The organism is Microbispora triticiradicis (assembly GCF_005864065.1).
Classification (GTDB): Bacteria; Actinomycetota; Actinomycetes; order Streptosporangiales; family Streptosporangiaceae; genus Microbispora; species Microbispora triticiradicis.
This window is the reverse complement of sequence record NZ_VANP01000005.1, coordinates 508,620-524,046: the sequence shown is the minus strand read 5'-3', so window position 1 is coordinate 524,046 and position 15,427 is coordinate 508,620. Positions and strand designations below refer to the sequence as shown.

Sequence of the window (15,427 nt, the reverse complement as noted above, 5' to 3'; positions counted from 1 at the left end):
ACCCTCACCCGTCACCCCGATCAGCGCAAACTCCGCAATCATACGGTGTATACACACGGTGCAAACGGGCGACGGACCCGCCGGACTACTCCCAGCGGAAGGTGCGGGCGGCCAGGGCGAGGGCGGCGACGGCCCAGCAGAGCAGCACGAGCAGCGGGCCGCCGGGGAAGCCGCCGCCGTCGCCGAGGACGCCGCGCAGGCCGGAGGTGAGCGCGCTGATCGGCAGCAGTTCCAGCACCTGCCGCACCCCGCCCGGGAACCGGTCCAGCGGGAACAGCACGCCGCCGAGCCCGAGCAGCACCAGGTAGACGAGGTTGGCCCCGGCGAGCGTCGCCTCCGCCCGCAGCGTGCCCGCCATGAGCAGGCCGAGGCCGCTGAAGGCCGCCGTGCCGAGCAGCAGGAGCGGCACGGCCCACAGCGGGCCGCCGTGCGGCGACCAGCCGAGGGCCAGGGCCACCACGGTGATCACCACGATCTGCAGCGCCTCCACCGCGACGACGGCGACGGTCTTGGCCAGCAGGAGCCCGGTCCGCGACAGCGGGGTGGCGCCCAGGCGCCGGAGCACGCCGTACCGCCGCTCGAAGCCGGTGGCGATGGCCTGGCCGGTGAACGCGGTCGACATGACCGCGAGCGCGAGGATGCCGGGGGCGACGAAGTCGACCCGCCGGCCGCCGCCGACGTCCACGAGCGGGGCCGCGGAGAAGCCCGCCAAGAGCAGGATCGGGATGATCAGGGTGAGCAGGAGCTGCTCGCCGTTGCGCAGCGTGGCCCGGATCTCCGCGCCCGCCTGCGCGAGCACCATCCGGTGCAGCGGCGCGGCTCCGGGCCGCGGGGTGAGGTCCAGCGTGGTGATCGCGCTCACCGCAGCTCCCTGCCGGTCAGTTCGAGGAAGACGTCCTCCAGCGTGCGCCGCTCGATGCGCAGGTCCTCGGTGGTCACGCCCTCGGTGGCGCACCACGCGGTGACGGTCGCCAGCAGCTGGGGGCCGACCTGTCCCTCGATGATGTAGTGCCCCGACGGCGACTCCTTGGCGGCGCTGCCCGGCGGCAGCGCCGCGAGCAGTTCCTCCACGTCGAGGCCGGGGCGGGCGCGGAACCTGAGCTGGCGCTCGGCACCGGTCAGCTCCGACGGCGTGCCCTCGGCGACCACCCGTCCGTGGTCGATGACCACCACGTGGTCGGAGAGCCTCTCGGCCTCGTCCATCTGGTGGGTCGTCAGCACGACCGACACCCCGGCGTCGCGCAGTGCGGTGACCAGGTCCCAGCAGGCGTGCCTGGCCTGCGGGTCGAGCCCGGCCGTCGGCTCGTCCAGGAAGACCAGCTCGGGCCGCCCGACGACGGCCGCCGCGAGCGACAGGCGCTGCTGCTGGCCACCCGACAGCCGCCGGTACGGCGTGCGCGCGTGCGCGGTCAGGCCCAGCAGGGCGAGCAGGGCGTCCGGATCGAGGGGGTGGGCGTAGAACCGGGAGACCACGCGCAGCCATTCGCCCGCGCGGGCGGCCGGCGGCACCCCGCCCGCCTGCGGCATGATCCCCAGGCGCGGCTTCAGCGCGGGATCGGCCGGGTCGAGCCCGAGCACCCGCACGGTCCCGCCGTCCGGCCTGCGGAACCCCTCGCAGATCTCGATCGTGGAGGTCTTGCCCGCGCCGTTCGGGCCGAGGATGGCGGTGACCGCGCCCCGGGCGCAGCTGAAGGCCAGCCCGTCGACGGCCGTGGTGCGGCCGTACCGCTTGACCAGTCCGTCGATCTCGACCGCCGGCGCGCCGTCGCTCACCGCGCTGTCACCCACCGCTGTCACCCACGCCGCCGGGCGTGCTGCCTACCCCGGTCACGCGACCGGCCTCCCCTCACAGACGCGACCGCGCGGCGGGACGGAAATCCGGACCCCGCTCCACGCCGTCGACTGCATCGAGTTTAGGGAGCGGCGGGCGCGCTCTCGTCGGCGGACGCCGCTCGCGAACGTCCGCGGAGTAAAGAGCACGGAAAACCTTCGCGGCGCCGTCGTCGCAGGTTAGGTAAGCCTTGCCTGCGTGAGAAATTGCATGCCCGTCGACCCCGTCTTGGGTTTGTCGACCGGGAAGGAATTACGGCACACTGATGTTGTGAAAAACGTGCAGGGGCGACAGAGCGTGGAGAGGGCCGTGGCGACGCGGCCGTTCTCGGCGTCCGCGTCCCCCGCGCGTGAGGCCGCCATCGGCGCCGGCAGGGGCGACATCAGCGCCGAGCGGGGCACCCGGGCGAGGGTGGCCCGGCTCATCCTGGAACACGGGCCGGTGACCGCCGCGGCGCTCGGCGAGCGGCTCGGGCTGACACCGGCCGCGGTGCGCCGTCACCTCGACGCGCTGCTGGCCGACGGCATGATCGAGCCGCGTACGGCCCGCCCCCGCGGTCAGCGGGGACGCGGCAGGCCGGCCAAGATGTTCGCGATCACCGACGCGGGCCGCAGCGCCTTCGTCCACGCCTACGACGACCTGGCCGGCAGCGCGCTGCGCTTCCTGGCCGAGCGCCTGGGCGGCGATGCGGTGTCGGAGTTCGCGCGGGCGCAGGTGTCCGGGCTGGTCGGCAGGCTGGAGACGCTGATGCGCGAGGTCCCGGCCGAGCAGCGGGTCCGCGTGCTGGCGGAGGCGCTGTCGACGGAGGGATACGCGGCGTCCGCGACCGCGACCGGCAAGGGCGGCGAGCAGCTCTGCCAGCATCACTGCCCGGTGGCGCACGTCGCGGCGGCGTTCCCGCAGCTGTGCGAGGCAGAGACCGAGGCGTTCGCCCGGCTGCTCGGCACTCCGGTGCAGCGGCTGGCCACGATCGCCAACGGCGACGGCGTCTGCACCACCCACGTCAGTTCACCCGCGCTGGCCGCGCGGCACGGCCGTACCGATCCGCCGGTCGCACCCGCACCGGCCGCACACATATCGAGCACAACGACGAGCAAGGAGTCCGGCAGGTGACTGTCACCGACCGCCCGGAGCTGGAAGGCCTCGGGAATTACAAGTTCGGCTGGGCCGACGCGGACGTGGCGGGGGCCACGGCCCGGCGTGGGCTGTCCGAAGAGGTCGTCCGCAACATCTCCGCGCTCAAGAACGAGCCGGAGTGGATGCTCGACCTGCGCCTCAAGGGCCTTCGGCTGTTCTGGAAGAAGCCGCTGCCGACCTGGGGCTCCGACCTCACGGGCATCGACTTCGACAACATCAAGTACTTCGTGCGCTCCACCGAGAAGCAGGCCGCCTCCTGGGACGAGCTGCCGCCCGACATCAAGAACACCTACGACAAGCTCGGCATCCCGGAGGCGGAGAAGCAGCGCCTCATCGCCGGCGTCGCCGCCCAGTACGAGTCCGAGGTCGTCTACCACAAGATCCGTGAGGACCTCGAGGAAAAGGGCGTCATCTTCGTCGACACCGACACCGGCCTGCGCGAGCACGAGGAGCTCTTCAAGGAGTACTTCGGCACGGTGATCCCGGTGGGCGACAACAAGTTCGCCGCGCTCAACACCGCCGTGTGGTCCGGTGGCTCGTTCATCTACGTGCCGCCGAACGTGAACGTCGAGATCCCGCTGCAGGCCTACTTCCGGATCAACACCGAGAACATGGGCCAGTTCGAGCGGACGCTGATCATCGTGGACGAGAACTCCTACGTCCACTACGTCGAGGGCTGCACCGCGCCGATCTACTCGTCCGACTCGCTGCACTCGGCGGTCGTCGAGATCATCGTGAAGAAGGGCGCCCGCTGCCGCTACACGACGATCCAGAACTGGTCGAACAACGTCTACAACCTGGTCACCAAGCGCGCCGTGGCGTACGAGGGCGCGACCATGGAGTGGATCGACGGGAACATCGGCTCCAAGGTCACGATGAAGTACCCGGCCGTCTACCTCATGGGCGAGCACGCCAAGGGCGAGACGCTGTCGGTCGCCTTCGCCGGCGAGGGCCAGCACCAGGACGCGGGCGCCAAGATGGTGCACCTCGCGCCGAAGACCTCCTCGACGATCATCTCCAAGTCCGTCGCACGCGGCGGCGGCCGCACGTCCTACCGCGGCCTGGTGCAGATCGACGAGGGCGCGGCCGGCTCGGCCTCGACCGTCAAGTGCGACGCGCTGCTGGTCGACCAGATCAGCCGGTCCGACACCTACCCGTACGTCGACGTCCGCGAGGACGACGTCTCGATGGGCCACGAGGCCACGGTCTCCAAGGTGTCGGAGGACCAGCTGTTCTACCTGATGAGCCGGGGCCTCGGCGAGGACGAGGCGATGGCCATGATCGTCCGTGGGTTCGTGGAGCCGATCGCCCGCGAGCTGCCCATGGAGTACGCCCTGGAGCTCAACCGCCTGATCGAGCTGCAGATGGAAGGAGCGGTCGGCTGATGGGCCTGGAGACCAAACCGCTGTCGACGCTGCACGAGAAGGCGTCGTACGACGTGGCGGACTTCCCGGTGCCGACGGGTCGCGAGGAGGAGTGGCGCTTCACGCCGCTCGCGCGGCTGAAGGGGTTGCACGACGGCACGGCCGCCGTCACCGGTGGCGTCGTGGTGGACGTCGAGGCCGCGCCCGAGGTGCGGGTCGAGACCGTCGCCCGCGACGACGCCCGGCTCGGCCGGACCTACACCCCGGCCGACCGGGTCAGCGCGCAGGCGTACTCGTCGTTCGAGAAGGCCACCGTCGTCACGGTGCCGAGGATGACGGCCGCCTCCCGGCCCACCGTGATCACGCTGCGCGGGTCCGGGGCCGGCGCCGCCGCCTACGGGCACATCCTCGTGTCGGTGGAGCCGATGGCCGAGGCCGTGCTGGTCCTGGACCACCGCGGCAGCGCGGTCTACGCCGACAACGTCGAGTTCGACGTGGCCGAGGGCGCGACGCTGAAGGTCGTCAGCCTGCAGGACTGGGACGACGACGCCGTGCACGTCTCCCACCACCACGCGAGGCTCGGCAAGGACGCGACGTTCCGGTCGTTCGTGGTCACCCTCGGCGGTGACCTCGTACGGCTGTCGCCCTCGGTGTCGTACACCGCCCCGGGCGGCGACGCCGACCTCACCGGGCTCTACTTCGTGGACGCCGGGCAGCACCTGGAGCACCGCCTGCTGGTGGACCACAGCGTGCCGAACTGCCGCAGCAACGTGACCTACAAGGGCGCGCTGCAGGGCGACGCCGCCCACGCGGTCTGGATCGGCGATGTGATCATCCGGGCCGAGGCCGAGGGCACCGACACCTACGAGCTCAACCGCAACCTCATCCTCACCGACGGCGCCCGCGCCGACTCGGTGCCGAATCTGGAGATCCTCACCGGCGAGGTCGCGGGAGCGGGCCACGCGTCCGCCTCCGGCCGCCTCGACGACGAGCACATCTTCTACCTGCAGGCCCGGGGCATCCCGTTCGACGAGGCCCGCCGCCTGGTCATCCACGGGTTCTTCGCCCAGTTGCTGGAGAAGATCCAGCTTCCGGAGCTGCGCGAGCGCGTGCTGTCCGCGGTCGAGGCGGAGCTGGCCCGATGAGCGGCGAGCTCCGCTGGGAGAAGGTCTGCCAGGTCGCCGACATCCCCGACGGGGGCGTCGTCGGCCTGGAGGTCGAGGACACGCCGGTCGCGCTGGTGCGGACCGGCGGCGAGGTCTTCGCCCTGCGCGACGTGTGCTCGCACGCCGAGGTCCGCCTCAGCGAGGGCGAGGTCTACGACAACACGCTGGAGTGCTGGCTGCACGGCTCCTGCTTCGACCTGCGCAGCGGCAAGCCCACCGGGCCGCCCGCGACCAGGCCCGTCAACGTCTACCGAGTCAAGATCGAAGGCGACGACGTGTACGTCTCGCTCTCGAAGGAGTAAATACCAGTGTCCACCCTTGAGATCCGTGACCTGCACGTCGCCGTGGGCGACAAGGAGATCCTGCGCGGCGTCGACCTGACGGTCCGCAGCGGCGAGACGCACGCCATCATGGGCCCGAACGGCTCGGGCAAGTCCACGCTGGCGTACGCCGTCGCGGGGCACCCCAAGTACACCGTCACCTCCGGCACCGTCTTGCTCGACGGCGAGGACCTGCTGGACATGGCGGTGGACGAGCGCGCCCGCGCCGGCCTGTTCCTGGCCATGCAGTACCCGGTCGAGGTCCCCGGCGTCAGCGTGTCGAACTTCCTGCGCTCGGCGATCACCGCGGTCCGCGGCGAGGCGCCGAAGCTGCGCGAGTTCGCCAAGGAGCTGAAGTCGGGCATGGACGCGCTGTCCATCGACCCGGCGTTCGCCCAGCGCAACACCAACGAGGGCTTCTCCGGCGGTGAGAAGAAGCGGCACGAGATCCTCCAGCTGGAGCTGCTCAAGCCGAAGATCGCGGTGCTGGACGAGACCGACTCGGGCCTCGACGTCGACGCCCTGCGCGTGGTCTCCGAGGGCGTCAACCGGTTCCGCGCCTCCGGCGACACCGGCGTGCTGCTGATCACCCACTACACCCGCATCCTGCGCTACGTGAAGCCGGACTTCGTCCACGTCTTCGCCGGCGGGCGCGTGGTGGAGGAGGGCGGCCCCGAGCTGGCCGACAAGCTGGAGGCCGAGGGCTACGAGGCCTACACCTCGAAGGCGGCGTCCGCCTGATGAGTGCGGTGTCCGGCTTCGACGTGGAGAGGATCAGGAAGGACTTCCCGGTCCTCACCCGCGAGCTTCCCGGAGGCAGGCCGCTGGTCTACCTCGACTCCGGCAACTCCTCCCAGAAGCCGGCCCAGGTGGTCGAGACCATGCGCGACCACCTGACCTGGCACTACGGCAACGTCGGCCGGGCCCTGCACGTGCTCGGCAGCGAGTCGACGGTCGCGTACGAAGAGGCCCGCGACAAGATCGCCGCGTTCGTCGGGGCGCCGTCGCGGGACGAGATCGTCTTCACCAAGAACGCCTCCGAGGCCCTCAACCTCGTGGCGTACGCCTTCGGCAACCCCGTCGGCGAGGACGAGCGGTTCCGGATGGGCCCCGGCGACGAGATCGTCATCTCGGAGATGGAGCACCACTCCAACATCGTGCCGTGGCAGCTGCTCGCGCAGCGCACCGGCGCGACGCTGCGCTGGTTCCCGGTGACCGACGAGGGCCGCCTCGACGTCGAGGGCCTGGAGGAGCTGGTCAACGAGCGGACCAAGATCGTCTCGATCGCGCACCAGTCGAACGTGCTGGGCACGGTCAACTCGGTCTCGCCGATCCTGGCGCGGGCGCGCGAGGTCGGCGCGCTGATGATGCTCGACGCGTCGCAGTCCGTGCCGCACCAGGCCGTGGACGTGGCCGAGCTGGGCGTCGACTTCGTCGCGTTCACCGGCCACAAGATGGTGGGTCCCTCCGGCATCGGCGTGCTGTGGGGCCGGCGTGAGCTGCTCGAGGCGATGCCGCCGTTCCTCGGCGGCGGCGAGATGATCGAGGCGGTCTGGATGGACCACTCGACGTACGCGCCGGTGCCGCACAAGTTCGAGGCCGGGACGCCGCCCATCGTCGAGGCGATCGGGCTCGGCGCGGCGGTCGACTACCTGAACGCCGTCGGCATGGACCAGATCAAGGCGCACGAGAAGGAACTGGTGGCGTACGCCCTGGAGGCGCTGCCGGAGATCCCCGGGCTCAGGATCATCGGGCCCCGCACGCCCATCGCCCGCGGCGGCACGATCTCGTTCACGCTGGAGGGCATCCACCCCCACGACGTGGGGCAGATCCTCGACGACGTGTACGGGATCGCGGTCCGGGTAGGTCATCACTGCGCCCGGCCGCTGCATCTCAGGTTCGGCATCCCGGCCACCACACGGGCGTCTTTCTACCTGTACAACACGACGGCCGAGATCGACGCACTGGTCCGCGGCCTCCACCACGTGCAGAAGGTGTTCGGCTGAACATGATCGCTGAATCCATGTACCAGGAGCTGATCCTGGAGCACTACAAGCATCCCCAGGGGCGCGGCCTGCGTGAGCCCTTCGACGCCGAGGTCCACCACGTCAACCCCACCTGCGGCGACGAGCTGACGCTGCGGGTGAAGGTGGCCGACGGCGGCAAGGTGCTCGATGTGTCCTACGACGGCCAGGGCTGCTCGATCAGCCAGGCCGCCGCCTCGGTGCTGCACGAGCTCGCCACCGGCTCCACGGTGGACGAGTCGCTGTCGGTGGTGGAGGAGTTCACCCGGCTGATGCAGGGCAGGGGCCAGGTGGAGCCCGACGAGGACGTGCTGGGCGACGCCGTCGCGTTCGCCGGCGTGGCGAAGTTCCCGGCCAGGGTCAAGTGCGCGCTGCTGGCCTGGATGGCCTACAAGGACGCGCTGATGCGGAGCCAGGGATGACCGGACACCCCACCGGTGTTGACGCCCTGGCTGGGCGCACAGACCGGCCCGGGAGAAGAGCTGAGGAGACGACGTGAGCAAGCCCACCGAGACCCCGACGGGAACCGTGACCGAGGCCGCCGAGCCCGGCGCCTTCGACGGGTCTCCCAGTCTGGACGACCTGATGGAGGCGCTGAAGGACGTCGTCGACCCCGAGCTCGGGATCAACGTGGTCGACCTGGGCCTCGTCTACGGCGTCAACCTCGACCCGGCCGGCGAGGGCGAGCGGCCGATCGCGACGATCGACATGACGCTCACCAGCGCCGCCTGCCCCCTCACCGACGTCATCGAGGACCAGGCCAACTCGGCGCTCGCCGACCTGGTCTCCAACGTGGTCATCAACTGGGTCTGGCTGCCGCCGTGGGGCCCGGACAAGATCACTGACGAGGGCCGCGACCAGCTCAGGATGCTCGGCTTCAACGTCTGATCCGTCCCGCTGCCCGTCCATGGCGGCCTTCCGCCGGGAGGCCGCCTGCCGGTGCTCATCCCGCCGCGCGGGTCTGTGTCGCCCCGCGCCGCGCGGGAATGCCGTAGAGTGATTCTTTGCTCCATCTTGTGCGACGCGAGTCGAGCGTCCGCGGGAGGCCGCCGCCAGGCGGCCCACCGCACCGGACGCCTGCTTGTGGTTCTCTGGGTGCACGGTTTCAGGGCGCACGGTTCTCCGGGCCCAGGGCCGCCGGTCAGTCACCGGCGTGCCGCGCCCCGATCGGTACGGCTCGCCGTACGTCATGGGTCGTCCTTTCGCAGAAGTGACGCCCCGCGTGCTCCGGCACGTTCTCAACCCGCCCACGTGGCGGGATCTCCTACGAAAGGCACGATTACGTGACCATGCTTGACCTCGGTGACGGCGCGACCGCCGGTATCACCGAGAACCCCGTTGAGTTCGCGGATCTGGGACTGCCCAGGCCGCTCGTGACGGGGCTCGCCCGGCAGGGCATCACCGCGCCGTTCCCGATCCAGCAGGCGGCCATTCCCGACATCCTCGCCGGACTCGACGTCCTCGGGCGGGGCCGGACCGGTTCCGGCAAGACCCTCGCGTTCGGCCTGCCCACGCTGGCCAGGATCGCGGGGGAGCGGGCCCGCCCCCGGCGGCCCCGCGCCCTCGTCCTCGTGCCCACCCGCGAGCTCGCGCTCCAGGTGGCGAACGCCATCGAGCCGCTCGGCCGAGGGCTGTCGCTGCGCACCAGGACCGTCGTCGGCGGCATGCCGATGGGCCGTCAGATCGAGGATCTGCGCCGCGGGGTCGACGTCGTCGTCGCCACGCCCGGCCGCCTCACCGACCTGATCGAGCAGGGCGAGTGCGACCTCGGCGAGGTCGAGATCACCGTCCTGGACGAGGCCGACCACATGTGCGACCTCGGGTTCCTCCCGGTGGTGACCGCGCTGCTGGCGCGCACGCCGGCGGATGGCCAGCGGCTGCTGTTCTCCGCGACGCTCGACGGCGACGTGGACAAACTGGTCCAGCGGTTCCTGACGGACCCGGTCGTCCATTCGCTGGACCCGGCCACCTCCCCCGTCGACACGATGGAGCACCACCTGCTCCAGGTGCACCGGGAGGAGAAGACGGACGTCACGGCGGAGATCGCCAACCGCGACGGCCGGACCATCCTGTTCGTGCGGACCCAGCACGGCGTGGACCGGGTCGTCAAGCAGCTGGCCCGGGCGGGGGTCCGAGCCGGCGGCCTGCACGGCGGCAAGCGGCAGAACCAGCGCACCCGCATCCTCGACGGGTTCCGCCGGGGCGACATCGGCGTGCTCGTCTGCACGGACGTCGCGGCCCGCGGCATCCACGTGGACGACGTGAGTCTCGTGCTGCACGTGGACCCGCCGGCCGACCACAAGAGCTACCTGCACCGCGGCGGCCGTACGGCCCGCGCCGGCGAGCATGGGGTGGTGCTGACGCTGGTGCTGCCGAGCGAGCGCCGCGCCACCGAGTCGCTGACCCGCAAGGCGGGGGTCGTCGCGTCCCGGCACCGGGTGGCTCCGGGCGACCCGATCCTGGCCGACATCGCCGGGGCCAGGCGGCCGAGCGGCGACACGGTGCCCGTGTGGGAACCGGAGGTGCGCACGCCGCTGCGGTCCCGGCCGGACGACCAGTCCCGGGCCGGCCGCCCCCGGCGCTTCGGCGACCGTTCCCGCGGCGGTGGCGGCGGCGGTGGCACCGGGCGTGCCGGTGGCGAGCGTTCCTTCAACGGCGAGCGTTCCTACGGCGGCGACCGGCCGCACAGTGCTGACCGGCCCCACAGTGCTGACCGGCCCCACAGTGGTGACCGGCCCCACAGTGGTGACCGGCCCCATGGCGGCGACCGCTCCTACGGCGGCGGCGGACGTCCCCGCGGTGGCAGCGGCGGCGGTGGCGGCGGCTACAGCGGTGGCGGGCGCGGCGGCGGCGGTCGCCGGTACACCGGCCGCTGACGCGCCTCTGACCTGGGTTCTCTGACCTGGGCTCTCCCGAGGGGAGGGATCGCGATCCGGATGCTGATCGCGATCCCTCCCCTCGGTGCTTTCCCGGTGCGTCCCCGGCGGCGTCGCTCAGCCCTTGAGGCCGCTCAGCACGATCCCCCGGGTGAAGTAGCGCTGGAAGACCAGGAAGAAGACGATCGACGGCAGAGAGGCGAGCAGGCCGCCCGCCATGATCGCTCCCTGGTTCTGCGCCCCCGTGAAGTACGAGTTGAGGCGCGCGAGCGCGACCGGGATGTTCGCCATCTCGTCGCTCTGCACGAGGATCAGCGGCCAGAGGAAGTTGTTCCACTCGGCGAGCACGATGAAGATCGACATCGCGGCGAGGGCGGGGCGCAGCAGCGGCAGCACGATCCGCCACCAGATGCGCCACTCCCCGGCCCCGTCGACCCGGGCCGCCTGGACGAGCTCGTCCGGGATCGAGTGGAGGAACTGCACCAGGAAGAACAGCACGAACGCCTTGGCCAGCGCCGGGACGATGTAGCCCTGGTAGGTGTCCAGCCAGCCCAGGTTCCGCATGATGACGTAGTTGGGCACCAGCGTGGTCTGCCAGGGCACCATCATCGAGGCGACGATCATCAGGAAGATCAGCCGTCTGCCCGGCACCCGGTGCTTCGTGATCACGTACGCCGCCAGCGAGGCGATCAGCAACGAGCCGGCCGTGATCGCGACGGTGATCACCAGGCTGTTGAACATGAACCGGCCGAAGCCGAAGTCGACCTGGAACCGCTGGAAGATGCCCTGGAGGTGGCCGGGGTTGACCTGGGTGGGGGAGTAGCCGGGGTCGTAGAAGTTGTCCAGGGTGGGGTGTTCGGGCACGAACGACGGCGGCTGCCTGTCGATCTCCGTCACCGGTTTGAACACCGTGATCACCATCCAGTAGAACGGCGCGATCATGGTGAGCGACAGCAGGTAGAACGGCAGGCGCAGCAGGGGAGCGGCGGTCATCAGAGCTCCTTCAGGGCGCGGCCGATGCGGAGGTTGACCATGCTGAGCGCGAAGATGATCACGAAGAGCACCCACGCGATCGCCGAGGCGTAGCCGAGCTTGAAGTGCGTGAAGCCCTGGTCGTAGAGGTAGGGCACGATCATCAGGCCCGAGTCGAGCACGCCGCCGATGTTGTTGGTGCCCCGGAACACGATGTAGACGGCTTCAAAGACCTGGAACGCCCCGATCAGGCCGGTCACGACCACGTACGTGGTGACCGGGCGCAGCAGCGGCAGCGTGACCCGGCGGAACTGCTGCCAGGACGTGGCGCCGTCGATGCGGGCGGCCTCGTAGTACTCCTGGGGGATGGTGTTGAGCCCGGCGACGTACAGGACCATGCCGTAGCCCATCCCGCCCCACACCGACATGAGCACGAGGATCGGGATCGTGAGCCCGGGCGTGGCCAGCCACTCGACGGCCCGGCCGCCGAACCATCCGGCGACGGTGTTGGCCAGGCCGAAGTCACCCGGATTTAAGATCCATTTCCAGAGCAGCATCAGCGCGATGGACGAGGTCACCGAGGGCAGGAAGAAGACGGTCCGCATGACGCGGTGCGGCCAGCCCGACCCGCTGAATGCCAGCGCGAGACCGAGCGACAGCAGCGTGCCGATGCCGACGGACGCCACCACGTAGAGGAACGTGTTGCCGAGGGCGTGCCGGAACCGGTCGTCGTCGAACAGCAGGCGCCGGAAGTTCTCCAGCCCGGTGAACTCGGGGGCGGTCACCCCGTCGAACCTCGTGAAGCTGAGATAGAGCGAATTGGCCAGCGGCCAGACCAGGAAGCCGGCGAACAGGGCGAGGAACGGCAGCAGCATCAGATAGGACGTGCCGTGGCGGCGCCATCGGTGCCGGGAGACGGCGGCAGGGGTTGTCATGAATCTCTCCAGTCGAAAGGGGGCCGCCCCGCGATCCGTACGGACGCGGGGCGGCCGGGGAGGGTGCCGCGGCCGGTGAGAGGTCAGGTGTCACCGGCCGGTCCGCGGCCGTGGGCGGGCGGTCAGCCGGCGTTGCGCTCCATGACCTTGGCGGCCTCGCCCAGGGCCGTCTTCATGTCGGCCTTGCCGAGGATCGCCGACTGGAGGTGTTTGGCCACGTCGCCCGCGCTCTCGTCCCAGCCGGGGCATCCGGGGGCCGCGGCGCCGGTACTGATGATCTTCGCGAACACCTCGGACTGCTGCGGCTGGAACGGCGAGTCGGCCACCTTGTCCGGACGCGGCGGGAGGTAGGAGACGTTGCGGGCCTTCGACTCGGCGTTCACCGCGTCGACCGCCTCGTCGGTGTAGAGGTACTTCACGAAGTCGGCCGCCTGCTGGATGTGCTTGCTGTAGGAGGTCACCCCGACCGCCCGGCCGCCGATGAAGGTCGTCGGGCCCGCCGGACCGGCGGGCAGCGGGGCCACCGCCCACTTGCCCTTCAGCTTGGGCTTGGAGGTGTCGATGCCGAGCGCGTTCCAGTTGCCGCCGTAGACCATCGCGGTGCCCGCGTCCAGCGCGTCCGAGGTGGTCACCGTGTCGGTGGGCGCGCCGTACTTGCGGTGCAGGTCGATCCAGAACGACAGCGCCCGCTCGGCCTCGGGGGTGCCGAGCGAGGGCTTGCAGTCCGGCGTGTAGAAGCTGCCGCCGGCCTGGTAGAGGAAGTTGAAGTAGCCGATCCAGTCGAGGTTGCCCCAGTCGATGCTGAACGGGGTCCTGACCCCGGCGTCCTTGAGCTTCCCGATGTCGGCGGTCAGTTCGTCCCAGGACGTGGGCGGCTCCTTGATGCCGGCCTTCTCCAGCAGGTCGGTCCGGTAGTAGAGCGCCTCGGTGGACATGTCCAGCGGGATGCCGTAGACGGTGCCGTCGGGGGAGACGGCCGACTTCCACTGGGCGGGCTGCGCCTGCGCCTTGAGCTGCTCGACGCCGTACTTGCGCAGGTCGACCATCCCGCCGCGCAGGCCGAACTGGATGGTCCAGGTCATGCCGCCGGAGACGACGTCCGGCCCGCTCCGGCTGGTGGAGGCGGCGAGCAGCTTGGCGTACGCGTCGTCCCAGCTCAGCGTCTGCACCTTGATCGTCACATTGGGGTGCGACTTCGTGTAGAGGTCGGCCGCCTTCTGGAAGGCCGCGCTCTCGTCGTCGCCTCCGGTGGACCACCACGTGATCGCGGCGGGGGCGTTCGCGTCGGCCTGCCTGGTCTCCGGGGTGCCGCTCGTCGCGCAGCCCGCGCCGAGGGCGATCAGGCCGGTGATGAGGGCGGCGCGGGCGGCCGCTGTCGTTCGTCGCATGGGGTCTCCGATCTCACGGACGGTGATCGATTGACATGTCGTGCCCCCGAGAGGCGGCCGCCGCGACACCGTGCCGTGCGGACGCACCTCACACGCGTGGAATTCGTGCAGAGTCCAGCACTAAACCGGATTAGTTGCAAGAGGGTCTTTCGGCCCGTCAATCCGGGCTTTACAGGTCATCAGGCGTGATTACGCAGGTGATCGCCTTATCTGATCAGGAGATTCGTTCCGGTTGGCGACCCTTAACCGGGTCAGAACCCTGAAACGAGGCACTTGTGTAGCCTTGACCGGCGTATGCCCCACCAGTCCACGGGAGCCCCCATGTTCGTTGACATGCCCCTCGACCACCTGCGTGCGTACCTGCCCGAGCGCCGGGAGCCGGCGGACTTCGACGACTTCTGGGACCGCACGCTCGCCGAGGCGCGCGAGCACGACCTGAACGCCGTCTTCGAGCCGTACGAGGCGGACCTCGCGCTGGTGGACGTGGCCGATGTGACGTTCGCCGGGTTCGGCGGGCATCCGATCAAGGGGTGGTTCATCGCGCCGGCGGGCGCGTCCGGCCCGCTGCCGTGTGTGATGGAGTTCATCGGGTACGGCGGCGGCCGCGGCCGGCCCCACGACTGGCTGCTGTGGCCCGCCGCCGGGTACGCGACCTTCGTGATGGACACCCGCGGACAGGGCGGCACCTGGCGCTCGGGCGACACGCCCGACCCGGTCGGCGGCAACGGCGCGCAGATCCCCGGCAAGCTCACCCAGGGCGTGTTCGACCGGCACGACTACTACTACCGGCGGCTCTACACCGACGTCGTGCGGGCGGTGGAGGCGGCCAGGTCGCATCCCCTCGTGGACGCCGGGCGCGTCGTCGTGACCGGCGGCAGCCAGGGCGGCGGCATGGCGCTGGCCGCCGCGGCGCTCGTGCCGGACCTCGCGTACGCGTTCGTCAACGTGCCGTTCATGTGCGACATCCGGCACGCGGTGGAGATCACCGACGAGGACCCGTACGGCGAGCTGGGGCGGTTCTGCGGCATCCACCGCACCCGGGTCGAGGAGATCTTCGCCACGCTCGGCTACTTCGACGGGCTGCACTTCGCGGCGCGGGCCCGCACGCCCGCCCGGTTCTCCGTCGCCCTGCGCGACGGCGTCACCCCGCCCTCCACCGTGTTCGGGGCCTACAACCACTACGCCGGCCCCAAGGACATCACCGTGTGGCCGTTCAACGGCCACGAGGGCGGCGAGTCGCAGCAGGCCCTGGAGCAGCTCCGGCTGGCCCGCAAGATCCTCGGCTGAGTCGGGCCGGACGCGGGCGTGATCTCGCCGTGTGATCTCGCAGGGTGGACGCGGGGCGCGGACTCCCCGCGTCCGCAACTACCCTGGGGCCGATACCCTGAACGGGCAGGCCCACGATTCCGAGAGA

At 70.6% G+C, this 15,427-nt stretch carries 15 protein-coding genes; 10 read left to right on the top strand and 5 right to left on the bottom strand.

Features of this window, described 5'->3' with window-relative positions; genetic code table 11:
* Positions 1–85 precede the first annotated feature (85 nt).
* Positions 86–802, bottom strand: coding sequence for an ABC transporter permease (locus FED44_RS16475; protein WP_117410060.1), 717 nt, complete (start codon positions 800–802; stop codon positions 86–88).
* 56 nt (positions 803–858) lie between these two features.
* Positions 859–1,788, bottom strand: coding sequence for an ABC transporter ATP-binding protein (locus tag FED44_RS16470; protein WP_244301988.1), 930 nt, complete (start codon positions 1,786–1,788; stop codon positions 859–861).
* A gap of 352 nt (positions 1,789–2,140) precedes the next feature.
* Between FED44_RS16470 and FED44_RS16465 the strand changes: the two genes are divergently transcribed.
* From FED44_RS16465 to FED44_RS16425, 9 genes are all read left to right on the top strand, one after another.
* The gene (locus FED44_RS16465; protein WP_244301987.1) at positions 2,141–2,944 is read left to right on the top strand and encodes a helix-turn-helix transcriptional regulator; all 804 of its coding nucleotides are present in this window, start codon (positions 2,141–2,143) and stop codon (positions 2,942–2,944) included.
* Positions 2,941–4,353 carry a Fe-S cluster assembly protein SufB gene (sufB, locus tag FED44_RS16460; RefSeq protein ID WP_138461188.1) on the top strand — a complete coding sequence of 471 codons (1,413 nt, stop codon included), beginning with the start codon at positions 2,941–2,943 and terminating at the stop codon, positions 4,351–4,353. Before FED44_RS16465 ends, sufB begins: the two co-directional genes overlap by 4 nt.
* Positions 4,353–5,477, top strand: coding sequence for a Fe-S cluster assembly protein SufD (gene sufD / locus FED44_RS16455; RefSeq protein WP_117410049.1), 1,125 nt, complete (start codon positions 4,353–4,355; stop codon positions 5,475–5,477). Before sufB ends, sufD begins: the two co-directional genes overlap by 1 nt.
* Positions 5,474–5,800: a non-heme iron oxygenase ferredoxin subunit gene (locus FED44_RS16450; protein WP_117410048.1), complete on the top strand. Its 327-nt coding sequence runs from the start codon at positions 5,474–5,476 to the stop codon at positions 5,798–5,800. Before sufD ends, FED44_RS16450 begins: the two co-directional genes overlap by 4 nt.
* A 6-nt stretch (positions 5,801–5,806) precedes the next feature.
* A complete protein-coding gene (gene sufC / locus FED44_RS16445; RefSeq protein ID WP_117410047.1) occupies positions 5,807–6,559 on the top strand; it encodes a Fe-S cluster assembly ATPase SufC in 753 nt (250 codons plus the stop codon).
* On the top strand, positions 6,559–7,824 hold the full coding sequence (locus FED44_RS16440) for a cysteine desulfurase (protein ID WP_138461187.1): 1,266 nt from the start codon (positions 6,559–6,561) through the stop codon (positions 7,822–7,824). The genes sufC and FED44_RS16440 overlap by 1 nt, the downstream gene beginning before the upstream one ends.
* Before the next feature lie 2 nt (positions 7,825–7,826).
* Positions 7,827–8,264 (top strand): Fe-S cluster assembly sulfur transfer protein SufU, encoded by a 438-nt coding sequence (sufU, locus tag FED44_RS16435; RefSeq protein ID WP_117410045.1) that lies wholly within the window; start codon positions 7,827–7,829, stop codon positions 8,262–8,264.
* Between the two features lie 73 nt (positions 8,265–8,337).
* Entirely contained in the window at positions 8,338–8,730 is a 393-nt protein-coding gene (locus FED44_RS16430; RefSeq protein ID WP_373868694.1) for a metal-sulfur cluster assembly factor, read from the top strand.
* A gap of 401 nt (positions 8,731–9,131) precedes the next feature.
* Entirely contained in the window at positions 9,132–10,718 is a 1,587-nt protein-coding gene (locus FED44_RS16425; protein ID WP_138461237.1) for a DEAD/DEAH box helicase, read from the top strand.
* Between the two features lie 117 nt (positions 10,719–10,835).
* Here the strand turns inward: FED44_RS16425 and FED44_RS16420 are convergent, their stop codons facing one another.
* The 3 genes from FED44_RS16420 to FED44_RS16410 form a co-directional block, all read right to left on the bottom strand.
* Positions 10,836–11,711 carry a carbohydrate ABC transporter permease gene (locus FED44_RS16420; RefSeq protein WP_117410044.1) on the bottom strand — a complete coding sequence of 292 codons (876 nt, stop codon included), beginning with the start codon at positions 11,709–11,711 and terminating at the stop codon, positions 10,836–10,838.
* Complete coding sequence (locus FED44_RS16415; RefSeq protein WP_117410043.1) at positions 11,711–12,625, bottom strand: carbohydrate ABC transporter permease; 915 nt, start codon at positions 12,623–12,625, stop codon at positions 11,711–11,713. Before FED44_RS16415 ends, FED44_RS16420 begins: the two co-directional genes overlap by 1 nt.
* 122 nt (positions 12,626–12,747) lie before the next feature.
* A complete protein-coding gene (locus FED44_RS16410; RefSeq protein WP_117410042.1) occupies positions 12,748–14,013 on the bottom strand; it encodes an extracellular solute-binding protein in 1,266 nt (421 codons plus the stop codon).
* A 321-nt stretch (positions 14,014–14,334) separates the two neighbouring features.
* On the opposite strand from FED44_RS16410, the gene FED44_RS16405 reads away from it, so the two are divergent.
* Positions 14,335–15,300: an acetylxylan esterase gene (locus FED44_RS16405; protein ID WP_117410041.1), complete on the top strand. Its 966-nt coding sequence runs from the start codon at positions 14,335–14,337 to the stop codon at positions 15,298–15,300.
* The last annotated feature ends 127 nt before the right edge of the window (positions 15,301–15,427 follow it).

Coding starts and splice junctions, on each gene's coding strand:
- FED44_RS16475 (WP_117410060.1), bottom strand. CDS start 802: ATGGTGCTCGCGCAGGCGGGCGCGGAGATCCGGGCCACGCTGCGCAAC.
- sufD (WP_117410049.1), top strand. CDS start 4,353: ATGGGCCTGGAGACCAAACCGCTGTCGACGCTGCACGAGAAGGCGTCG.
- FED44_RS16450 (WP_117410048.1), top strand. CDS start 5,474: ATGAGCGGCGAGCTCCGCTGGGAGAAGGTCTGCCAGGTCGCCGACATC.
- FED44_RS16440 (WP_138461187.1), top strand. CDS start 6,559: ATGAGTGCGGTGTCCGGCTTCGACGTGGAGAGGATCAGGAAGGACTTC.
- sufU (WP_117410045.1), top strand. CDS start 7,827: ATGATCGCTGAATCCATGTACCAGGAGCTGATCCTGGAGCACTACAAG.
- FED44_RS16425 (WP_138461237.1), top strand. CDS start 9,132: ATGCTTGACCTCGGTGACGGCGCGACCGCCGGTATCACCGAGAACCCC.
- FED44_RS16420 (WP_117410044.1), bottom strand. CDS start 11,711: ATGACCGCCGCTCCCCTGCTGCGCCTGCCGTTCTACCTGCTGTCGCTC.
- FED44_RS16415 (WP_117410043.1), bottom strand. CDS start 12,625: ATGACAACCCCTGCCGCCGTCTCCCGGCACCGATGGCGCCGCCACGGC.
- FED44_RS16410 (WP_117410042.1), bottom strand. CDS start 14,013: ATGCGACGAACGACAGCGGCCGCCCGCGCCGCCCTCATCACCGGCCTG.
- FED44_RS16405 (WP_117410041.1), top strand. CDS start 14,335: ATGTTCGTTGACATGCCCCTCGACCACCTGCGTGCGTACCTGCCCGAG.